We start from the raw sequence: 20,677 nt of genomic DNA, 5'->3' as shown, positions 1-20,677 counted from the left end.
TTCGGACGGAACTCGAACTCGGGGCGGCCTCGTCAACCGTCCCGATGCGTACAGACGGACTCTGGGAACGGCATGATGTTTACGTTCCACAGTCAGTCACGATGGGTGAGCTCGGGGAGAGTCTACTCGCCAATTTCTGGTCGGTCAATAGATCGCTCTTGGGTTCGCACATCGTCGATGCCCTGTACTCGATCTGTCTTTCCCGACACTGCGGCCCGGCGCGTTCGGGCTGATGCTCGGGAACGTCGTGATCGATCTGCAACTGCACGACGCGCTTCTAGAGGGACAATGCGAGCTGCGTTGCAGTGTGACTGCCGAATTCAGGCGGCTCCAAAATGAGGCCAGAAGAAGTGGTTGGGGATTTCCTGTTTCAGAATCTATAATTGTTGGGCGTTTTCATGACAAGGTGGGCGACGTCCTATTCGAGGGCTTCAACTCCAATTTAGGACTGTCGTTCACCCCACCCACACCCCCTTAGCCGAGTTCGTCGACAATAGACTCCTTGGTGGCGAAATACCTGCCTTCTGAATATCTCGTTCTACTCACGATGGGATTTACATGCCATGATTTACCTAACCATCCCCTGTGGGGGAGACCCCACTGTTGTTGCCACGCAGTCGTGGTCGCAACAACCACTAGCTTGGACACCCGCACTTCATGGACAACCAAGTGCCGTAACCGATCCAACGTAGTTGCCGCCAGTCGAAGCATGGCTGGCGGCCTATTCATCCCGAAACTCACTATATCCTATAGTTACATGTACTGTATCTAGCAGGTGTTCGTCGAGGCGTGCATGGAGTTGCCACACAGAAATAAGTTCAAGAACTCGTCGTAGAAGCCGAGCGCGTCGTCGGACCTCGGCGGGTACGATCGTCGCGTCCAAACGTTGTTACGGCGGAGGTCGGACTTCATCGGGACTGCGACTAAGAGTAGACTCCAATTTCACCGGTTTGACCAATGAAACGGATTGAAACCGGCAGCAACGATATTGAGTGGCTATGTAAGCGCGGAGAGTAGTGACGGGGTGATGAGTAGGCCAAAATCAGGTGGTGAACCGGAAACGTTCGGCAAATGTACAGAGTGTGGATCGATCTATCTCGTCCAATCTACTGATGATAGTGAACTACGGCCTGTAGGGACTGACGGTGCCTGCATTTGTGGAAATGATGAATTCTCGGCTCCATCATCGCTGTAGTTCGGGAAATAGAACTGCGGATTCGTACTCACTGCTATCGTTGCGATCCTGTCCTATCGATTTAGAATTTCTCTTTTTAGTAAAAGCTCCATTACTAACCCCAATCACAGACAATGAGGTGGCATGGCTAGTGAGGCACAACATCGCTCCGCGGCGGCGTTACAAGAGAACAAAGCGGTCTGGCTTGCAAACGCGTATGTACAACTCGAGAGGATTCTCGAGACAGTTGATCTTAAAGACGAACCGCAGTTAGCTGAAGCAGTGATCGAGGCAGTAGAAGTGACGGACAAAGCATATACTCTTGTTTCGGATGAAGAAAATCCCCTCTCGAGCGACACCTAACACAGTTCTGGAAGAACTGTTTGGCACTCTGGACATCGCGTATTGACTGTGCAGTTTACTATTCTTCCGCATTCAGAACATTCACACACCACGTCATCTAATACCATTTCACCTAATTCCGCAACGAGGGCGTGACTATAATTATTGGAATAAATATGATGGAAGTACTATTATTTGAACCCGAGTTATATAGTTGGAAAATCAATATGTGCGAATAGCAGTCTAGCGAAAGCGGAGGCAAGGCCACATTGATTGGATTGTTCTGGCCTGAATTTCTGGATCTGGAGTAAGGAGATCTTCCGGTAAATAGAATTATGCAGCAGGAGGTTTGCCCCACTGCTGGCTGGTAAGTATTTCTCAGAGGAGGGCTCATCAACGAGATATCCCTCTTTCATTAGAAGCTATCTCTCCCTCCCCAGTGGAAAGGATTCCGTGATACGTTAAGTTAGAACGCCGGTACTGGTATTGAGTAAAGATGCAAGCGATGAGGTTAACTGAGCTAGTGGCTCTGATTCTGAGCTAAAATAGCGGTTAGAGAAGTTGAGCAAAGAGAATGACTCCTCAATTGATTCAGTCAGATCTTTCTGGTGCAGTGACTGTTTGGAGCAATAGGGGCCAGCAATTCGGTTCGTGCACTCAGGACGGCAAGACGGTCTATTGTGAGATTGCGACGGCCGGGTTCACTACGTCGCGCCCGTCGCGGTCGTTGTTCGCCTGCACACGTCAAGGTCGGACATTGAGGTAGCGTTCGGGCCGCAGTGCACGGACGGGGCTTGGCGCGTACGAACGTCGCGACGGCGAGAGATCGTGCTTGTTGAGGCCGAGTGCACTGTCACAATGGGTCGGCAGCAAATCTGGAGCAGTGACGAGAGTGGACGTAGTCGTCTCGCCAGTGGCCCATGCGTTCGGGTTGGAAGGAGGAAGGCGATAGGAACCAAGTGCTCCGTCACGCGGTCGTCCGCCACTACGCGTTTGGGCGCGGAGAGCGAGGACGATGCGACCGCGGCGGTGACCGTGATACTCTGATGTCTCCCCGGCCGAGACACCGATAGCCCGACGGTGAATCTCCCAGAGTGGCGACGGGCTCCGGATCTCGGACAAGGTGTCATATGCGACGACCAAGCCGTGCTTTATTGCTACAGAAAACGTAGGTCAAGGGATACTCGAATATGGCATCCTTCCTCGTACTCCACGGCACCGGTGAAGGACAGACTGCGAAGGTGGCCGACCGCATCGTCACGACGCTCGACGAGCGCGGTCACGACGCCGCGGTGGTCAACGCAGACAAGGACGGCGACGTCTCCGTCGACGACTACGACGCGGTGGTGGTCGGCGCGTCGGTCCACGCCGGCGAGCACCAACGTGGGATCCGGGAGTTCGTCAGGCAGCACCAGGAAGCGCTCGCGGCGATGCCGACCGCGTTCTTCCAATTGTCGCTGTCGTCCGCAAACGAGGAGGGCAGAGCCGCGGCCGCGGACTACGTCGAGGCGTTCATCGAAGACACCGGCTGGCATCCCGACCGGATCGGCCAGTTCGGCGGTGCCCTGCGCTACTCAGAGTATAGCTTCCTCAAGCGATTGCTGATTAAACAGATCGTAAAGCAGGGGCCGCCGGATGCATCCGACCGCGTCGAGCCGTCGGGCGACGTCGCGTACACCGACTGGGCGGAGGTCGAGGCCTTCGCCGCCGACGTTGCCGCATTCGTTGAGGGACGGCTTGGCCTCGCGCCGCCGATGAGCGGCGGGTCAGACGCGAACGTCCCGGACGCCGGTGACGACAAGTCGGACTCAGACGTCGTCTGATGAGCGCGACTGCCGACCCGTCGGGGCGGGCGTACGTCGGCGCCACGCTGGCCGTGATCACGTGTCGGTCTCAGCTACGTTAACGCGCCGGGGGTACGGTCAGTCGTCTCGCCCGCCGTTGCCGCGGCCGTGGTGGTCTTCCTCGGACGCCACGTTCGAGGCAGCGCTCTCCAGTCGTAGGTCGCGGGCAATTGCGCGGTCGTACTGGGACCGTCGCCTCGCTTACGTTTCGTCCAGCCGTTCCGCGGTCGACTCGGCCGTGGGCGCCTCTCGTTCCGGGTCGATCGCCAGCAGTAATCGGGCCATTAGGCCAAGACTCGCCAGCGTCAGCGCACCGAAGATCACAATTTGGGGGAGCGGTACAGGCTGGCCGTCGCGGATCATCGTCGCCGCCATCGCCAGTACGGCGCCGCCTAACGTCGCGACTTTGACAAGGAGGACGGCGGTGAACGCGTACCCCCACGGTCGGCGCTCCCAGAGCCAATACGCCGTGAGGACGAATGCCGGAACGATGATCCCAAGGTCGAACGAGTAGATGACCGAGGTCGGTAGCCCGGCCTCGGCCACGCTCGACGGTACGGTCCCCGACAGCGTCGCCGGGAGGACCTCCGACAGCCAGAGGCCGGTGATGAGGACGGCCAGCAGGAGCTGGAACGCGACGTATGGCCGGACGGCGATGTCGCCGACGGCGCGCTTCAGCGCGGCGGCGTCGAGGTAGACGAGGCCGCCGACGAAGGCGAACAGCGTCAGCCAGAGTAGCGCCGTGTACACTAGGTACAGTTCGTTGAACGCCGTCATGAACGCGTAGGAGGCGTACGTGTACAGGAGGTACCCAGAGAGTCCGAGCCAGGCCACGTAGCCCCGAAGTGACTCGCGGGCGGCGTAGTACAGTGCGACGATGTACGCAGGCACGGCAACCGAGAGCGTCAATAAGTCCTGCCCGTACAGCTGCGGGAGCAGCGACGGCGCGTCGCGGTAGAAGCCAGGGACGAACAGTCCGACGATGGTCGCGAGTACCGTCAGCACAACGATCATGGCCGACGCGAGAACGTACTGTCGTGGGAGCGAGGGCTGGGGCGCGGTCACGATCCCGTCCTCCTGTCGGCCGGCTCGCGGTCTCTCACTGCGCTGCCGTCGAACGCGAGGAGGTACCTGACGGCCAATACCGCCGCGACAAGAGGTGGCAGCACCGTGCCCACGATCAGCGGCGTCGAGAGCGTCACGTAGTCGCCGAGCGCGTCGGCCGCGGTGATCGCGGCGAGGCCGGGCGCCAGCAGCGCCGCCATTACCAACAGGACGCCAGCGAATACGTACCCCCACGCGCGACGTTGCAGGAGCCAGCCGGCCGTGAGCGAGAGTGCAGGGACGACGACGCCGAGGTCTAGAACGTAGGTGTGCACCGCGCCCTCTCCCAGCTCCTCGACAACCAGCGGCGGGGTACCAGCCAGTGTCGCGGGCACGAGGTCGACGAGCCACAGAAGTGCGAGGCCGACGCCGATAAATGCCAGGACCCCGGCGTATAGGCGCTCGGAGATTTTCCCGGAAAGCGCCCGCTGGACCGGTTCGGGGTCCGTGTGGGCGACGCCCCCAACGAGGGTGAACAGTGACAGCCCGAACAGGGCGACGTAGCCAAGGAAGAACTCGTTGAACGGCGTCGTCGCGGTAATCGAGGACCACACATACGTCATGTACGCGAGCGCTCCGAGCCATGCGATCCGTCCTCGCAGCGACCCCCGCCTCGCGGTCCACAGCGCGAGTGCCAGCGCCGGGACGGCCACGACGAGGATCACGGCGTCCTGCGCCTGGAGCCGGAGGACGATCCCAGGCTCGACGTCGTAGTGTCCCTCACGGAAAAGTCCGAGGAGGCTGGCGGTGACAGACAGTGCGATCACGGCTAGCGTGGCGGTGACGTACGCCCGTCCCGGCTTCACGGTAGTCGCGCTCATCTGTCGATGCCGGAGTCCGACTTACCGAGGCCGGTGGCCGCTCCACCACCCCCGTTTGGCCCGTCGCCCGCTGGGGGTGTGACGCCGAGCCGCCCCTCGACGAACGCGGCGACGTCGGCGGCGAACGCCTCGACCTCTGTCCAATCAGTGTACTCGATGTCGCCCGACGGCTCGACGTGTCCGGTCGCGTCGGGCGGATTCCGTTTTACGATCTGTTTCATCAGCAGTCGCTTGAGGAAGCTATACTCTGAGTAGCGCAGGGCGCCGCCGAACTGGCCGATCCGGTCGGGATGCCAACCGGTGTCTTCGACGAACGTCTCGACGTAGTCCGCGGCAGCGGCCCTGCCCTCTTCGGATGCAGACGACAGCGACACTTGGAAGAACGCGGTTGGCACCGCCGTGAGGGTTTCACGGTGCCGACGCACAAACTCCCGGATTTCGCGCTGATGCTTGCCGGTGTGGATCGACGCGCCGACCACCACCGCATCGTAATCGGTGACGGCGATGTCACGGTCGGTGTCAACGTCGACCGCCACGGCGTCGTGTCCGCGTGCTTTGAGCGCCGCGACGATGCGGTCGGCAACCTTCGCGGTCTGTCCCTCGCCGGTGCCGTAGATCACGAGGAAGGATAGCATGGTTGGATATCTCTACGACGTACGTTCCGAGGGGCAATAAATCGACACCGAATCGGGATCCGGGCGTCGCACCACCGACAGCTATCCGTTCGGGAGTAGCAGTTCGAATGGTCGGCGTATGGCATCTACGCTCAGATACGTGATCGGGCTTGTACTGGCTGCTCACGGCATCGTGCATTTACTGGGAACGGCCGCATACCTCCAGCTAGCCCGATTCCCGGAGCTACCATACAAGACGACGGTACTCGGGGGCCGACTAGACCTCGGCCCCACCGGCATCAGCGTTTTTGGTGCCCTCTGGGCGGTGGCCGCAGTTGGCTTCGTCGCAGCAGCCGTCGGCCTTGTCGCAGACTGGCGGCAGTGGCGGCCGCTGCTAGTAGGGACGACGCTTCTTTCTCTCGGGCTAACTGTGCTTGACTGGCCGGTCGCCGCTGCTGGGGTCGTCGTCAATCTGGGTATTCTGGCCGGACTCACGATCCATGCACGTCAGTAGCGCTACTCTCTGGGGGCCGGCGGGATCCCGTAATACGACGCCTGCCGTGGCTGGGCCGATCTCCGCTTTCTTAGCCTAACGGATTTCGCGGCCGTGAAAACGCTCCTGTGAGCCCTTAGTTCGTAGTCGACCGGACGCACGTCGATGTCGACGAGACGATCCACTGCACGGGCGAAGGCTATGACGAGAGGACTGACCCACGAGGTGAACGGTCAGTCGCTCCTCGAGAAGACTCCTGTTCTAAAGGAGAGACTCCGACGCGTAGCGGAATACCCCACAAGTGTTGCCTAAACAATAGTTTTACTACTGGTGAGGATATTGACACTAATCTGCACTGATGTCGGCACAGAAGCATCCACTGGGAACGGTCGCTGACCTAGATGAATCGGATATCGAGGAATTTGCCGAGCGCCTCGAAGGCGATCTCGTTCTTCCAGATAGTGATGAATACGAGGAGGTGCGGACCGTGTGGAACGGACTCATCAACAAATATCCCGCAGTCGTCGCTCGGACCAAAAGTGCGGCTGATGTAGCTACTGCCATCCAATTCGCGCAGAAGACTGGGCTTAAACTCGCGATCCAAGGTGGTGCCCATCATCAGACTGGCAGCGCCATTGTCAATCAAGGTCTCGTCGTCGACCTCTCGAAGATGGACGACGTAGAGGTCGATCCTGGGGCGAAAGTCGCCCACATCGAACCTGGTACCCGAGTCGAGGACGTCCTCGCCGAGACGCAAGAGCACGGACTTGCATGTCCGACGGGTAGCGCAGGCGATGTTGGAGTTCCCGGCTCCACGCTCGGTGGTGGCATCGGTTGGATTCGACGCAAGCACGGACTCGGCATCGACGCGCTCCGCAGTGTCGAGATCGTCACGCGGGACGGCGAGATACGGACAGCCTCTCCCGAACAGAACGAAGATCTCTTCTGGGCCGTCCGTGGCGGTGGCGGCAACTTCGGTGTCGTCACTAACTTCGAGTTTGAACTGTACGATGTCGGTCCGATGGTGCAGGCGCTCGGGATTTTCTACCCCTATGAGATGATTACTGAGGCGATGGAGTCTTTCCGGCAGGTCATGAGCGACGCCCCTGAAGAACTGACCACTATTCTTCTCAGCGGCCACGTCCCAAACCTCCCACCAATTCCGGACAAGATTGCGGGCACCGATGCTGTCGGCATTCTTGGCTGCTACGCAGGCGATCATGAGATAGGCGAAGAGGTCATTGCACCCCTCAGGGAAATCGGCGAGCCCCTGATCGACATGAGCGACGTGATGCCCTACGAGGCACTTCACGATCTTGGCACTCAGATGTACCCGTGGGGCCGTAAGTACACTCATCGCTCCGTCTACGTGGACGAACTCAGTGACGACATTCAGGATCTCATTGTCGAGAAGACCGAGGCGGCCCCGACCTCGATGGCTGCTATCGCCGTCTGGCCACTTGGCGGCAACATTGGCGATAGTCCCGACGCCGCCTACGCTTGGGACGACAAGCAGTACATGATTACCATTGAAGGCAACTGGGAAGAGTTCCAGAACCAGCGCACCCTTGACTGGGCTGCCGAGACTGAACGAAAACTCCGCCGTAACGGTGCTGTGGGTGCCTATGCAGGCTTTACCGGCGTCGAGGAACGCAACTGGGAGGACTGGACGGAACAGGTCTACGCCGACACTTATGACCGTCTCGCCGAGGTGAAGGCCGAATATGATCCCGAGAATCTTTTCCAGCAGAACGTCAACATTGATCCAGAGGACGTCTGACCGGGAGTCTCTACCGTAGAGTGGCTCTGTACCGTCGGGTCAAACTCGTAACCGGCCCTATCTTTCAGATTTTCTAGATGAACGTCGCTGGTATGACGATGCCGTACTGGTGTCGAAGCACGTCGACACTGAAGACCGCCTGAGTCGCGTCGGCGGGGAGATCGCGCTTGTCGAGGCCGAGTGCATCGTCTCGATGGGTCGGCAGCAAATCTGGAGCAGTGACGAGAGTGGACATAGACGTCTCGCCAGTGGCCCACGCGTTCGGGTTGGAAGGAGGAAGGCGGTAGGGACCAAGTGCTCCGTCACGCGGTCGTCTGCTACTACGTGTTTGGGTGCGGACAGCGAGGACGATGCGACCAGGACGGTGACCGTGATACTCTGGTGTCTCTCCGGTCGAGACACCGATAGCCTGACGGGGGATCTCCTTGGGGGAGCAACGGGCTCCGTATTTCGAACAAGGTGTCAACTGCTTCCCGAGGTGCTTCTGAACGCAGTCGTCGCAGCTCTTCCAGATGAGCATCGCCGTCCCCTACTGAGTGCACGATATGTGAGTATGTCAACCACTAAGGCCCTATTTTAGACGGTCTCCAGTAAAAGACGGTACTGACAGAGAATTTCTCCAACGAATTAGTCTGTCTCCAGGTCTGGCAGGTTTATATCTTCTGTCTCTGCTGCTAACTCAAGAAACTCGACCAACTTGTCTGGCGGGTCACAAAATCGGATATCCCCATTGCGAGGGTCATACTCAACGAAATCCAGGTCGGCAAGGTAGGGAAGATGGACATGGAAGAGATCGATCTTGATATCTTCGTGTGCCTCCGCTGGTACCTCTTCTAATTCGCATTCCCACTCACATGCACCAATATACTGTGCTGCTTCGGCAATATGAGCATGTTGTTGCACTTGGAGATAGTAGAGAAGATATCGTCGACGGGGTTTTCTTAGTCCTATAAGAACTCGTTCCAGAGGCCCTCCACCGCCATCAGAGATAATATATCCCTTTCTAATGTCCTCTTTTGGATGGACCGAAGGGTGGATTCTGCCTGTACCGGAGGAGTCCATGAGTGTTAATAACACAACACACAGAACCTAAAGTGTAGGGCCTACAATGTCGGGTTATTAGTGGCCGAAAGCCCCTGAAATAGGATGGTAACCAATGGCGAACCCAAGTAATCAACTGGATAAAAGAGATATAGAATATGATTCTACTGCAGAATCACATTCGATATCTTATAATCCTGACTCAGTGTCACGCCCAACTACTCTCATCGTTAAATTCATCGCGGCGGTTTCTGATATATCCATCTATGAATTGCCTCAAATTAGTGAGTGTATTCCTCCAGATAGCTTCAACGAACTTCTTACATCAGAGAAAGCACAAGCCGCTGACACAGAAGTGATATTCACGTATGCTGGATACCGAGTGACTGTCATTGCATCCGGTAAGGTTCAGGCACAGCCCCTAACTGGGGAGTGTGACGAACTTTGAGATACACGCCGAATTCCTTCTTTGACGTGTCCTGATTGCCTTGTGCTAAAATAAATCACCTGAGACCGTATTACTGGGATAGCACTGGAAGCTCCATCCTCCATTCCGGGCATCAAATATTTGATTCAAACTATACTTGGATGGAGTTTTTGTAAAAGATATATTCTAACAGGCATCTTATTGAAAGTGAGATATAGAAATGGATATCTCTGATAGCTTGCTGACCCTGTTCAGCGCTACTGTAAAAGAAAAGGGTGATTCTTATCACATCGAAATCCCGAAGCGAGAGATTTCTCTCGGTACTATTCAGTCAAATGGAGTCTACCGGATAGCTCTATTAGGGCAAGCAGATGCGGAAGGAACAAATATCGAAGACGTAGTCCAAGAGCAGCAAACTCAAGATCCACCCGTTGAAGAAGGGGACCAACGGACAGTCAAGATCGAAGATATTGGGGACCAAGGAGACGGGATCGCTCGCATTGAACGTGGCTATGTTGTCATCGTCCCTGAGACGGAACTAGGCGAACGTGTTTCTATTGAGATCTCCCACGTCCGAGATAACGTTGCTTTTGGTGAAGTCGTCGAACGAACGGCGTAGTACTCAGCAGCCCCTTAAAAACCAGTTCGCTGACGACTAAGAGGCTGCTCTCAAGGAAATACGTGTCGAGGTTGGCGAGACGATCCACTGCTCGGGCGAGGGTTGCGACGAGCACGCCCTCGTAGAAGCGGGCGTCGGGGTTGACGTAATCTACATCAGTGGAGACGAGAGCGACCACCTGCGGTTGACGGTTGCCCTCACAGAACTATATCCCTCGTCCTGCCAGCGTCTTGAGACGGGGCATCAACTCGGACGTCCCTGGCGTAGGCTGGAGCACTCGCCGTGCAATACCCGGCTTCAGTAGTGTGGCCGGCGGTTGCTCAAGCCGCATCACCCGCATGAACGCCTCACTCAGGGTCGGATCAGTGTGGGATCGCCGAAGCAACCGCTCGAAGTACCAGTTCGACAAATCGGCGCCCCTCGGCTTGGGGCCTGTTGTCTGCGGGAATCCGAAGTCGGCGCCGACAGCCATCCGCCACACTGCATCGACGACAGTCGCCGCGCGGTCGAAAAACCGGCTAGCGACACCGTCAATCCCGGGTTTGAGGGCGTGGTGAAGTTCTACCGCATCCAGCGCTGCTACTGACATCCCCTGTCCGTAGATGGGATTGAAGCTCGCAATCGCGTCCCCAGTCACCACTAACCCCTCTGGAAACCGATCGAGGGTCTCGTACCGATGCCGGCGACTCGACGGATACGGATAGTGATCGATCGTATCGCTCCGCCACGATTGCTCTGTCACCAGTTGACCAGGCTCTGCGACTGGAAGACTGTCCACGAATTTCGTGAAGGACCCCGGTTCGGTTGGTGCGGTATCGCCGTGAACGCCTTGGATGATGACTTCCCACTGATCGTCCTCAATGGGAATGATTGCACTCCCCCTCGTCCGAGGCGACGACGGCGGCACGAAGAATACGCGGCGATCGTCGGGCGGCCGTTCGATGCGAATCGTGCTGTAGGTCACGTCCACGTGCACTTCATCGACTGGTGGAGCCTCGTACCCGTGGTCGCTGAGCCACTGGGGGGTCCTGCTCGTCCGTCCGGTCGCATCAACGGTGAGAGCAGCGGGCAGCTGTCGTTCGGCGCCGTCGGTGTTGCGGAACGCAACACCGGTGACTGCCGTTGCTTCCTCGTCCGTGAGATACCCTGTCATGTGAGTGTCGTCCTTGATGCGGACACCGTCTAGGGCTTGGACCTGCTTGCGGACGACGTACTCGAAGAGCGCACGACTCGCACAGTACGTCGGGAGTCGTGCCGTAGTGTCGGCGACGTATCCGCCCTGGTCGTAGTATGCCATGTCGGAGCCAGAGTCGATCAACAGACCGCCCGCCGCGAGGATTTCCTCGCCGAATCCGGAGAATAGGTCCTCCATGGTTGCGCGGCCGGCTTCAAGCAGCGCGTGAGGATGGCTGGTCTGAGGTGCGCCTGTACGAGCGACCGGCTCATCTGGTAGCGCATCCCGTTCGAGCACGACGACCTCCTTGAACACGTCAGCGAGCACTCTTGCGGCACAGAGTCCTGCGATGCTCCCGCCGACGACAACTGCGCGGCCCTCAATGGACGGCGTTCCAGCCGAATCATATCGATCGACCGTTGCCAGCGTCATGCTGCCCCCCGGTTCAGCGTCTGGGCTGACCGAAGTCGGTTGGTCGTCACTGGATTCATCATTGACAACACTGGCAGCGACAGGTCGAGTTCGTCGTACTTTTGCTCGATTTGGATTGGTTGCACTGGCATCCACTGGTCGATTGTTCTTCGTGGCTCGCCGCCGTTTGCGGACAGGTACATTGGCACATGGGTTTGCCTCACTTCGTACAATTCACCGGGAGTGCCAGGAGATTCCGCCTAGCATCTAGGGGGCATTTATTAGGAGGGCACTGTGAGGCTATGGGCGATGGGCATGTCCGTCCGGTTTTGGACACGGTTTTTACTGGAGGCGGCCGTATTGTGCGGTATGCGTGAGGCCATCATCAACCTCTCTGACGACGAGTTAGCGGCTATCGGGTACGGTGGCCTTGTCTCACTGTGTCGGGAAGCGGGGCTGAAGTCGGTCGAGTTACTGGAGGACGAGGGGACGCAGAGCGTGCCCCAGATCGAGGTCGAGACGCGACTAGACGAGACGCAACTCGACGAGTTTGACTGTGTCAACGACTGGGAATTGGTCAGCGCCGGGGAGGGCTCGTACGTGTACGTCATCGAAGTGGAAGCACTCGAACTGCCCGAGGAGGCCGCCATCGACCACGCGGACCTCATCGGGATGTGTGATCCAACCGTTGTTGACCGCGGGTTGTTGCTCTCGCTGGTGGGGTCTCAGGAGACTATTCGGAACGTCCTCCGGAACTTTGAGGAGGCGGGTGTCGTGCCGGAACTCCACCGACTCGGCGATTACGAGGGCGGCGAACAGACGTTAGAAGCACTGACAGACCGACAACTGGAGGTGTTGCAGACGGCCTACGAGCTAGGGTTCTATGCCGTGCCACGCGAGGCGACGATCGATGATGTCGCATCCGCCCTGGGCATCGATGGAGGAACGGTTTCGGAACATCTCCAGCGGGCCGAACGGAATGTTCTCTCCCAGCAACTAACCGCCAAAGAGTGAGTCCTCGCTCAGTTGCTTTCGGTTCCCCGCTTTGCTCTCCGTACTGAAGTTGTCTCTCGTCCCAAGCGTCCGGAAACGGTCTGCTCGGGAGAAGCGCGAGACTCATCTACTGGATCGCAGGAGGTGTACTACTAGCACCTTTCAGGTTTGGTGAACACACATCCTCAGAGGCACTCTCCGCGGAACGGCGTTCCATAGCCAGTCAGTCACGACAGGTGAACTGGTGATTATTCTTTATTCTCTGATGATCGTCGTGTGATCTGCTGCTTCGCTAATACGGTCACGGCCTCGCCACGAGACTTCGAATGACCAAGTCTCACCAGCTGGGAGATCCGGTACATTTGTCTATGCATCGTCAAGGACAACGCCGTTCCCATCATAGATCTGCCGATTGCCTCTACATAATCGACGGCGTCATCACGTATTCTCTACTTCCCTCTGACAACAGCCTCGTTTTCGCCAACCTGCAATTCTGAGCCTGCAACTTCGAGCCCATCGGGAGCTGAAGGATGCATTGTTTGAAACTCCCCATTAAACTCATAGTCGGCGATCTGCTCGCCATTACCGCCGAGATTGTCGTCGACGAGCGCATCCGTGAAGCAGCACGAGAGGTGGAGCTGACGGAGTTCACAGCGACCCGGAAACTACGAGGTGGGGTTATTCTGAGACCGAACTTCGACACTAAACGTATCCGCTGTGGGCGTTAGTTTGGGTTGTAGGGATTCGTTGCTGTGTCGAGCCGGTAGACATCCTTGGCCGCGTCGAAGTCATCATCGAACGCATACAGATAGCCGAGTCCCTCGGTTTGCATATACGCGACAATGCAGGCATCGACGAAGGAGAGGGATTCGTGTTGACGGAAAAGGGCTTTCCCTGTTGCGAGGGCGTCGGTGTTGAGTGAGTCGATGTGGAAGCGGGCGTTTTCTTCGATGCGATCGAGGAGATCGACGGCTGCATCATGGCCGGCGTGGGTCGTGAGGCCGTTGAGCGTTTCTGCGAGAACGTAGTCGAGGACGACTGCCTCCGGAAGTGTTCCATCGTCGATTCCCCGAAGCACTGGGAGCGCGGCATCGTGCGAACTATCCCGCTGATATGTGGCTGCAAAGAGGACTGTCGTACCGATGAGTGCGCGGGGCATCTACTCGATGTCGACGCCCCAGTCGTCATGCTCGCTGGTCACATCGGTCGGCTCCTCACCAGCGTAGCCGTCGAAGTTCGCGAACGTGCCCGTTTGCTGTTGAATAACCTGTACACGGACACTCCCGTCCTCTTCGAGATGCCAACGGAGTTGATCACCGTCGTCGATATCGAGTTCACGCCGTATTCGGGCGGGGATGTTTGCTTGATTCCCCGACACCTTGCTTTCGGCGTCGATTCTGTCGCTGCTCATATCTCCAGATAGGTGATCGGCCGTGAAAAGTCTAGTGTGCCGTCACACTACTTAGTGCTACAAGAGAAATATTCAGGAAGAGGTCAAGAGCTACTCGAAGGTCGTTGGGAGCCGTCCGTCGGGTCTCGGAACACGCCCGCACTTGATCTCGTGATCGACGCGACGCAGGTGCTTGCAGCCGCCTTCGGGTGAGCGCTGCTGCCAGTCGGGACAGGTACACGATTCGTCGATGACGTCGACTTCGTACCGGTTGCCGGACGCGGAATGCACCTCGTAGCGGCCACCTTCGAGAGGAGTGAGACGTCCATCGCTTCGGCGACGGCACGCTTCGTGCGGGGCTCGAGATCGTTCTGCGACTGTGCGTTCTCGTTGACGACCAGCCGGTCGCGAACGTCGCCCGTTCGGCCACCGTCCGGAGCGACGGCTTCCGCAGGACCACTGAGCCGCTCGTGGAGCACTTCCTCCACCGGATGGCCTTCCGGCCACAGGTAGTGGACCTCGCGGCGCTCGCGATGGTCGTAGGAGCCGCACGTAGCTGCGCTCCCTGTCCAGACGCGCCAGGCACCGAGCGCGGCCATCACATCGACGATGTCACGGGGAACCGTCTGGTGGTCGTCCGGGAAGAACACCCGGAAGCGTGTACACGCTTCTTGCGGCGGGACGGTCTCCAACCAGTCTTCGCTGGAGCCCCAGCTATCGAACATTGCCTCGTCGCGCCCGTAGCCGACGGTCACGCCGTCGATCGGCGTCCAGTCCGCCGGGAGAAGGTCCGCCTCGCCTTCGAGCACCCGGAAGACGGCGTATCGGAGGTACTTGTGGGCTTGGTTCTCTGTCGTTCGAGCGACCTGGTCGTGCTGCTCGGCAACGTGCTCGGCTTCCTCGAGGACCGTCGTGAGATGGGGTTCAGTCATTATTCGACGGAGGTCAGAACGCGCCTCCGCCCCTCCGCGGGCGCAGAAAAACTTAACCAACAGTACCGCTTTAATTCCCGGGCTGTTGGTTAACTATCCGCGTCTGACCGGTGTACGAATCTGATCCCATCAAAACAGTCGCTGTCTTCCGAAAGCTGCGTACAGGGGCGTGAATATTCAGCTCTATTCGGGAACTCCGGACGACGTCGTCTGACAGCGACGCCATGGCTGCTGACTGAAGGTAGCTGTTCCTCCCGATGTGAGCTTACCTCGCATTGCGAAATTGTAGTATATTGGGGTGACAGCTAGAACGCTTATCCGACACAATCGACTAGATTCTCTGATGGCTATACCCGATTGGCGTGCCCGCTACGGTCACGGCCCGTTGAAGCCGGAGGCACTAATCGGGAGTGCGCCGAATCCGATAGACTCTGACTGTAAAGAGAATCCATTCTTGGGTGACTGCAAATCATGAACGCCATGCTCCTATCGCTCTTGGCCGAGTTGTTTCCACGGGGAATAACTCAGTATCTCGTTGGCGGCCTCTTCGTCGGCCTAGGTATCGCAGTGATCTACCTGGGAACTGGAATCATAGCGGGAAACAGTACCCTCCTTGAGACGACGCTGTCGTACGTTTCCGACCTTCCGCGCTTCCAGCGTAAGAAATACGTCAGGTCGCGCGACTGGCGAGTCGTCTTCGCGCTCAGTATCGTCGCTGGCGCTGCGCTCTATGGGCTGGTTTTCACCCCCGGTATCTTCGTCACAGACGTACAGTGGTGGCGGCTGCTCGGCGGCGGCGTCCCCGTGGGGATTGGAACCCGCATTGGCAAAGGCTGCACGTCGGGCCACGGTGTGTCTGGGATCGCGTCGCTATCGCGAACATCGATCGTGAACGTCCTGCTGTTCATCGGGGTCGCAATCGTCACTGCGCTAATCGCTGCCGCACTAGGGGTGACTCCCTGATGAGTACCACTACACATCATCCGCTGTTCACGCTAGTCATCATCGTCGGTGGACTCCTCCACGGGTTTGGACTAGCATACAGTAGAATGGCTCGTCCGGAAATCGTGCTGGACTTTCTCCAACTGGAGGACCTCGGACTGCTCTTCGTGATGGGTGGTGCTGCGCTGGTTATGGGATTCGCCATCCACCTCGGAACAGGAGTCCTCGAGATAGTTCCACTGACGGGGAACCGCTACGCCAAGCGCGAGAAGTCCTACGATCGAAACGTAGTGGTTGGTGGCATCGTCTTCGGCGTTGGGTGGGGGCTCTCGGGTATCTGTCCCGGTGCAGGATACGCGAGTCTCGGCATCGGAAACTACGAGATCCTTTGGGGCCTCGCCGGAATGTTCATCGGTGCCTATCTGCAGGGACTCTGGCGCGCCCGTCGGGATTCAACAGATCGGGAGTCGCCAGCTACAGGGGACTAGCGTCTATTGTTTCAGACGACTTCCGTTCGGCACTTCGATGACCGCGGCGAACTTAACCGCCGAATGAGGACCATCCAGAGTACGGTCCTTCGATGTACAACGCGATTGTTGCACCACCGAAGATGATCGTCGCGTAGGTCACGGGCATAAAGAAGCCTCCGTGATGGGACTCGATGAGATGAAAGAGGCCAATTCCGAGCGGCACCCCACCTGTAAGGACGGCGCGTGTGAGGGTCCGATCGTTGACCGCCGCGAGAAGGATCGCTTAGCCGAAGAAGCCACCGGCAAACAGCCAGGCAGGGATACCGAGTGCTGCTGGCTCGCCACGCATGAGATCCTGTCCTCCGTGCAGGAACGCAGCCGCGATAACGAGCCATTCTGCGTAGCGTACCGGTGCAGAAGAGGAGTCGATAGTTCGCGAAGACGACTGATCCATTGTCACAGCGTGTCCTGTCTGTCAGCCGTCACGATATCAATTTGTCTTTCGGTCATCGGGAGGACGTAATGGAGGTGGGGGTCAGCTGCCGCAGCAACGAGAGGCCGCGATAGACGAATGTTCCCTGGTCGTAGTGTCGCCAGCCGGTGTATCCACCGGTTAGTGTCGTTGCGTCGTATCCTTGGTCTCGGAGATAGGTCGTCGCCTTCTGCGCCACGATACCTGCCTTGCACACGGTAACGACGTCCTTATCGGTCGGAATCTCGTCGAGATAGGCCTCGAGAGCATCGGTGTCCCCGCGCTGTAAGTCGTCGTAGACCGGCGCATTGAAACTCCCCTCAATGTGTCCTTGCTGGTAGTCCGTCTCTGGACGGATATCTAAGACGAATAGGTCCCTGTCGGAGTGGCGGTCGTCGAGTTGTGACGGCCCGATTTTTCCCATGGTTCACAATACTGTCCCTGGTACTATAGCGTTGGCCTTCGACTGGAGATGCCAGACTCAATGGACAAATGGCGTAACGACGGGGACTATTCTTAGTACCGCGGCTCTCTAGAGACGAGGTTCCGAAACGAGCTCAGACAGCCGTTTTACCTCTGGCGGAGGTCTTCGTCCTTGAGTTCCGTCTCGGCATACCACGTACGGGGCCGAACTGCGATGACTAGGAGAACTGCGTAACTGATGACGACGATGGCGATTACGAGGAAACCTGACATCTCTCCGATCGCTGCGCTGGCGGGCACGGGAAGGTCCGTGAAGGCAGTAATGCGAACGACCCAGGCACCCAACATGATAGTCACCAACGGGAGGTACACACGACGGAGTCGGTGGGCGATGGCTTCCTCCATCGTGATTCTGAGTTGCGGTTGCCGGTAGTCGCTACTCAGTTCGGCCCGCCAGTCCTGTTCTTCGAGTCCCTGAGATGGGTCGAGGCCGTACGCCCAAACATTTCTCTGGAGCGTTCGGACCCGTGACCGCCAGACGTCGTAGCCGCGGTACCGCCGCGCCTCGATTACTAGTAACGTTCCGAGGATACCCACACCGAAAAGCAACACGTAGTGTGGATTGGATTCATTCGAGAACGACCACGTCAGGATGGCAGCGATGACGATGACGGCCCAGTTCGTCGTTCGATCCAGCCGTTGACGCCAGAGCTGCGTCCGATTGTTTTCACTCCGGTACAGGTGCGCCATCGAACCGCTGGGCCCCATCTCTTCGTCGAGGAGGCCTTGCCCGACCTCCCGCTGCTCCGGATCAGTGGGGTCGACGTCCTTACTCGAACTACCGCTCATTGGCATAGCCGATGGTCGCTTCCGCTAATCATCCGTCGATTTCGACGTGCGGTGTCGCCGAGCGGTCGAACGTGCTACAGCCAATACGGGGTGGGACCACCATAATTAGACGAGCAGTCGTCCCATCGAGGGAAGAAACTCCTGGGCGACCGCCTTACTATGATGTTTAACAAAAACAATTAGATTGCGACCAGCCAGCTTCACTGTTGCCGACCTGACAATCGTACGTCGGGGAATTTTACAGCCCGAACAACGAGCTGATACCTGTCGACGTGTCGTCAGTTCGCAGCACAGTTGTTGGGGCCCAGTTCGAGGTCCGACGCGTCAGCGGTCAGTGGCTCTTTGCCCCAGTTGATGGCCTTGATCTGGTTGTAGTTCGCGGGTTCGTCCGAAAGGCTCTCGACGATGGTGTCGGCGAACTCCTCGCGGTCATCCATGCGGAACAGCTCGTTGTCCTCTTCGAGATGACCGAGCGATGTCGCGAGCGGACGGATATCTTCGTCGTTGAAGTGACCCGGCAGGACGACCGTGTCGTCGGGCAGCTCAGCGAGTCGGTTGAGGCTATCGAAGAGCTCTTCGGCACCCTCTCGGATGTCTGTCTCGTCGTTCCCTTCGAGGTCTGGTCGACCGACGCTGTTGATAAACACCGTATCGCCCGACAGCAGTGCGCCGTCCCACGTGAGTGAGATGCTTCCGGGCGTGTGGCCGGGCGTGTGGAGGACTTCGAGGTCGCGGTCGCCGACGGTGATCGTGTCGCCATCTTCGATCCCCTCGTACTCGTCGAGTTCGCCGGCGTCGATCGGGTTGAGGTAGTAGGGGACGTCCAGTTCGTCGGCGATGGACCGCCCACCGCTGATGTGGTCGGCGTGGGCGTGAGTGTCGAGCGCACCGACGATGTCGATGTCGTGCTCGTCGGCAACCTCCTGATACTTGTCGACGTACAGGCTCGGATCGACGATGATTCCCTCACCGTCGTCGTGGACGAGGTACGAGATGCAGCCCGTGCCGGGGCGGACGACCTGGATTACGCCGTCGACGTCGGTCTCGTAGGTTACGTGGACACGTCCCCAGCCGCTCATCCCGTCATCCATCGTCTTGGCGTCGTAGTCACGCTCGCGGAGGAACTCAGCTGCATCTGTCGACGTGATGCCGGCGACGCATACGACAACTATCTCCTTGTCTTTCGGGATTTCGCCGAGGGACGCCTCGAGCCCGGTGAAGTGCCCGTCGAGGAGCTGGTCGTAGATGGGGACGTTGTGACTCCCGTCGATCTGCCACTCCTCGTAGTCGTCCCTGTTACGGACGTCGAGGATGAACAGCTCGTCGTCCTCACGGCGATCCGCCACTTCGTCGGGCGTCATCGTGTGATCGGCGTATTTAGTATTGCTCATCTCAAGAAATACTACGAAACACATACTGAAAAGTCTGACGCGACATGGGGCCACTCTGACCAACGAAATTCGGGTGTATAGCTTTATTCGGGCGGTTCAACCGTTCTATTGCCACGTACCGAAGAGCAATCCGCTATTGCATATGGGGCGGGATACTCGTGTGAAAGCGGTCTTCCATCACTCCGACCCTAACCAGCATGCACAGGTCGTCGGGAACGTCGAGAATCTCTTGGCCGACGAAACAATCGGACCTTGACGCAGTCGTACTCGTCGCGAACAGTGGGGGACTCGGGCTACTCACCGACGACTCCGAGTATCAGGAAGAAGACAATCCTGCGAGGTAACGCGAGTATGGCGTCCGAGCGACAGCGAAACGCTGTGCACGTTTTAATTCCAGATCGCGTGGAGTTCAGGCGGTCGTTGCAATCAGGAGGAACGTCTCCGGCCGGACGGCCTCGTGTTCGACGGGGAACCCAAACTCTCGTAGTGCGTCCGACGCGTCAGTGGCCGTGAACCGCTCGTCTAGCGGTGGCCCTTCATCGCCAGTTCCCGTTGCAGCCCAGTCCACGACGACGAAGCGCCCCTCCGATTTTAGTACTCGCTGAATCTCGGTGAGTGCATCGTCGCTATCGAATTCGTGATACGTCATTGTCGAGAAGGCAGCGTCGATTGAGTCTCCGTCGAGTGGGAGGTCGCTCATCCCGGTGGTGAGGAGATCGACGTTCTCTGGGACGCCCTTCTCGCGATAGTAGTCGTGCATCGCATCCTGGATGTCAACCGCGTACACGTGGTCGGCAGCCGGTGCGACATCGTCGGTATAGAAACCGGTCCCACTCCCGAGGTCCGCCACTGTCTTGTCATCGTCGGCCGATAGCGCCCAGAGGAGTTCTTCTGCCGAGAGGAACTGGTACCGTTGCTGGGCGTCCTCGAGCTTGTCGGCGCGGTCGACGTCGAACGTGTGATACCCCATG

The 20,677-nt window shown here is 58.2% G+C and carries 21 protein-coding genes and 1 pseudogene; 9 read left to right on the top strand and 13 right to left on the bottom strand.

Features of this window, described 5'->3' with window-relative positions:
• Positions 1–1,318 precede the first annotated feature (1,318 nt).
• Both D8670_RS21160 and D8670_RS18085 read left to right on the top strand, forming a co-directional pair.
• Positions 1,319–1,537, top strand: a complete 219-nt coding sequence (locus tag D8670_RS21160) for a hypothetical protein (RefSeq protein WP_162994355.1) — start codon at positions 1,319–1,321, stop codon at positions 1,535–1,537.
• A 1,169-nt stretch (positions 1,538–2,706) separates the two neighbouring features.
• Positions 2,707–3,339 (top strand): flavodoxin domain-containing protein, encoded by a 633-nt coding sequence (locus tag D8670_RS18085; RefSeq protein ID WP_121819513.1) that lies wholly within the window; start codon positions 2,707–2,709, stop codon positions 3,337–3,339.
• Between the two features lie 222 nt (positions 3,340–3,561).
• Here D8670_RS18085 and D8670_RS18080 read toward each other — a convergent pair whose 3' ends face one another.
• Genes D8670_RS18080 through D8670_RS18070 form a run of 3 tightly spaced genes read right to left on the bottom strand, consistent with a single transcriptional unit; the run spans position 3,562 to position 5,920 of the window.
• Positions 3,562–4,374 (bottom strand): hypothetical protein, encoded by an 813-nt coding sequence (locus D8670_RS18080; RefSeq protein ID WP_121819512.1) that lies wholly within the window; start codon positions 4,372–4,374, stop codon positions 3,562–3,564.
• A gap of 47 nt (positions 4,375–4,421) precedes the next feature.
• The gene (locus D8670_RS18075; RefSeq protein WP_121819511.1) at positions 4,422–5,285 is read right to left on the bottom strand and encodes a hypothetical protein; all 864 of its coding nucleotides are present in this window, start codon (positions 5,283–5,285) and stop codon (positions 4,422–4,424) included.
• Complete coding sequence (locus D8670_RS18070; RefSeq protein WP_121819510.1) at positions 5,282–5,920, bottom strand: flavodoxin domain-containing protein; 639 nt, start codon at positions 5,918–5,920, stop codon at positions 5,282–5,284. The genes D8670_RS18075 and D8670_RS18070 overlap by 4 nt, the downstream gene beginning before the upstream one ends.
• Positions 5,921–6,038: 118 nt before the next feature.
• On the opposite strand from D8670_RS18070, the gene D8670_RS18065 reads away from it, so the two are divergent.
• Positions 6,039–6,413, top strand: a complete 375-nt coding sequence (locus D8670_RS18065; protein WP_121819509.1) for an ABC transporter permease — start codon at positions 6,039–6,041, stop codon at positions 6,411–6,413.
• Between the two features lie 337 nt (positions 6,414–6,750).
• A complete protein-coding gene (locus D8670_RS18060; protein WP_121819508.1) occupies positions 6,751–8,172 on the top strand; it encodes an FAD-binding oxidoreductase in 1,422 nt (473 codons plus the stop codon).
• A gap of 73 nt (positions 8,173–8,245) precedes the next feature.
• On the opposite strand, the gene D8670_RS21690 is transcribed toward D8670_RS18060, so the two are convergent.
• Together D8670_RS21690 and D8670_RS21155 are read right to left on the bottom strand one after the other, a co-directional pair.
• Complete coding sequence (locus D8670_RS21690; RefSeq protein WP_255459080.1) at positions 8,246–8,380, bottom strand: hypothetical protein; 135 nt, start codon at positions 8,378–8,380, stop codon at positions 8,246–8,248.
• 419 nt (positions 8,381–8,799) lie between these two features.
• On the bottom strand, positions 8,800–9,234 hold the full coding sequence (locus tag D8670_RS21155) for a DUF7344 domain-containing protein (RefSeq protein ID WP_162994353.1): 435 nt from the start codon (positions 9,232–9,234) through the stop codon (positions 8,800–8,802).
• 94 nt (positions 9,235–9,328) lie between these two features.
• On the opposite strand from D8670_RS21155, the gene D8670_RS21150 reads away from it, so the two are divergent.
• Together D8670_RS21150 and D8670_RS18055 are read left to right on the top strand one after the other, a co-directional pair.
• Positions 9,329–9,661 carry a HalOD1 output domain-containing protein gene (locus D8670_RS21150; protein ID WP_162994352.1) on the top strand — a complete coding sequence of 111 codons (333 nt, stop codon included), beginning with the start codon at positions 9,329–9,331 and terminating at the stop codon, positions 9,659–9,661.
• Between the two features lie 199 nt (positions 9,662–9,860).
• Positions 9,861–10,259 carry a TRAM domain-containing protein gene (locus D8670_RS18055; RefSeq protein WP_121819507.1) on the top strand — a complete coding sequence of 133 codons (399 nt, stop codon included), beginning with the start codon at positions 9,861–9,863 and terminating at the stop codon, positions 10,257–10,259.
• Positions 10,260–10,464: 205 nt separating this feature from the next.
• Here the strand turns inward: D8670_RS18055 and D8670_RS18050 are convergent, their stop codons facing one another.
• Positions 10,465–11,865, bottom strand: a complete 1,401-nt coding sequence (locus tag D8670_RS18050) for an FAD-dependent oxidoreductase (protein ID WP_121819506.1) — start codon at positions 11,863–11,865, stop codon at positions 10,465–10,467.
• Positions 11,866–12,213: 348 nt separating this feature from the next.
• Here D8670_RS18050 and D8670_RS18045 point away from each other — a divergent pair, with 348 nt between their 5' ends.
• Positions 12,214–12,858 carry a helix-turn-helix domain-containing protein gene (locus tag D8670_RS18045; RefSeq protein ID WP_121819715.1) on the top strand — a complete coding sequence of 215 codons (645 nt, stop codon included), beginning with the start codon at positions 12,214–12,216 and terminating at the stop codon, positions 12,856–12,858.
• Positions 12,859–13,561: 703 nt separating this feature from the next.
• Here D8670_RS18045 and D8670_RS18040 read toward each other — a convergent pair.
• The 3 genes and pseudogenes from D8670_RS18040 to D8670_RS18030 all read right to left on the bottom strand — a co-directional run bounded on the left by D8670_RS18040 (position 13,562) and on the right by D8670_RS18030 (position 15,159).
• Positions 13,562–13,996 carry a PIN domain-containing protein gene (locus D8670_RS18040; RefSeq protein WP_121819505.1) on the bottom strand — a complete coding sequence of 145 codons (435 nt, stop codon included), beginning with the start codon at positions 13,994–13,996 and terminating at the stop codon, positions 13,562–13,564.
• Positions 13,997–14,248 carry an AbrB/MazE/SpoVT family DNA-binding domain-containing protein gene (locus D8670_RS18035; RefSeq protein WP_121819504.1) on the bottom strand — a complete coding sequence of 84 codons (252 nt, stop codon included), beginning with the start codon at positions 14,246–14,248 and terminating at the stop codon, positions 13,997–13,999. It lies immediately after the preceding gene.
• Between the two features lie 90 nt (positions 14,249–14,338).
• A pseudogene (locus D8670_RS18030) lies at positions 14,339–15,159 on the bottom strand (hypothetical protein).
• Between the two features lie 471 nt (positions 15,160–15,630).
• Here D8670_RS18030 and D8670_RS18025 point away from each other — a divergent pair.
• Together D8670_RS18025 and D8670_RS18020 are read left to right on the top strand one after the other, a co-directional pair.
• Entirely contained in the window at positions 15,631–16,122 is a 492-nt protein-coding gene (locus tag D8670_RS18025) for a YeeE/YedE family protein (protein ID WP_121819503.1), read from the top strand.
• Complete coding sequence (locus D8670_RS18020) at positions 16,122–16,589, top strand: DUF6691 family protein (RefSeq protein ID WP_193569438.1); 468 nt, start codon at positions 16,122–16,124, stop codon at positions 16,587–16,589. Before D8670_RS18025 ends, D8670_RS18020 begins: the two co-directional genes overlap by 1 nt.
• Before the next feature lie 488 nt (positions 16,590–17,077).
• On the opposite strand, the gene D8670_RS18015 is transcribed toward D8670_RS18020, so the two are convergent.
• The 4 genes from D8670_RS18015 to D8670_RS18000 all read right to left on the bottom strand — a co-directional run bounded on the left by D8670_RS18015 (position 17,078) and on the right by D8670_RS18000 (position 20,676).
• Complete coding sequence (locus tag D8670_RS18015) at positions 17,078–17,467, bottom strand: rhodanese-like domain-containing protein (protein ID WP_121819502.1); 390 nt, start codon at positions 17,465–17,467, stop codon at positions 17,078–17,080.
• Between the two features lie 146 nt (positions 17,468–17,613).
• A complete protein-coding gene (locus D8670_RS18010) occupies positions 17,614–18,315 on the bottom strand; it encodes a DUF2270 domain-containing protein (RefSeq protein ID WP_121819501.1) in 702 nt (233 codons plus the stop codon).
• Between the two features lie 278 nt (positions 18,316–18,593).
• Positions 18,594–19,706, bottom strand: a complete 1,113-nt coding sequence (locus tag D8670_RS18005) for an MBL fold metallo-hydrolase (protein ID WP_121819500.1) — start codon at positions 19,704–19,706, stop codon at positions 18,594–18,596.
• 409 nt (positions 19,707–20,115) lie between these two features.
• A complete protein-coding gene (locus D8670_RS18000) occupies positions 20,116–20,676 on the bottom strand; it encodes a class I SAM-dependent methyltransferase (RefSeq protein WP_121819499.1) in 561 nt (186 codons plus the stop codon).
• Position 20,677: the final 1 nt, after the last annotated feature.

It is taken from the genome of Halostella limicola, from assembly GCF_003675875.1.
Classification (GTDB): Archaea; Halobacteriota; Halobacteria; order Halobacteriales; family Natronoarchaeaceae; genus Halostella; species Halostella limicola.
The sequence above is the reverse complement of the archived record's forward strand: the minus strand, read 5'-3'. Positions and strand labels throughout refer to the sequence as shown.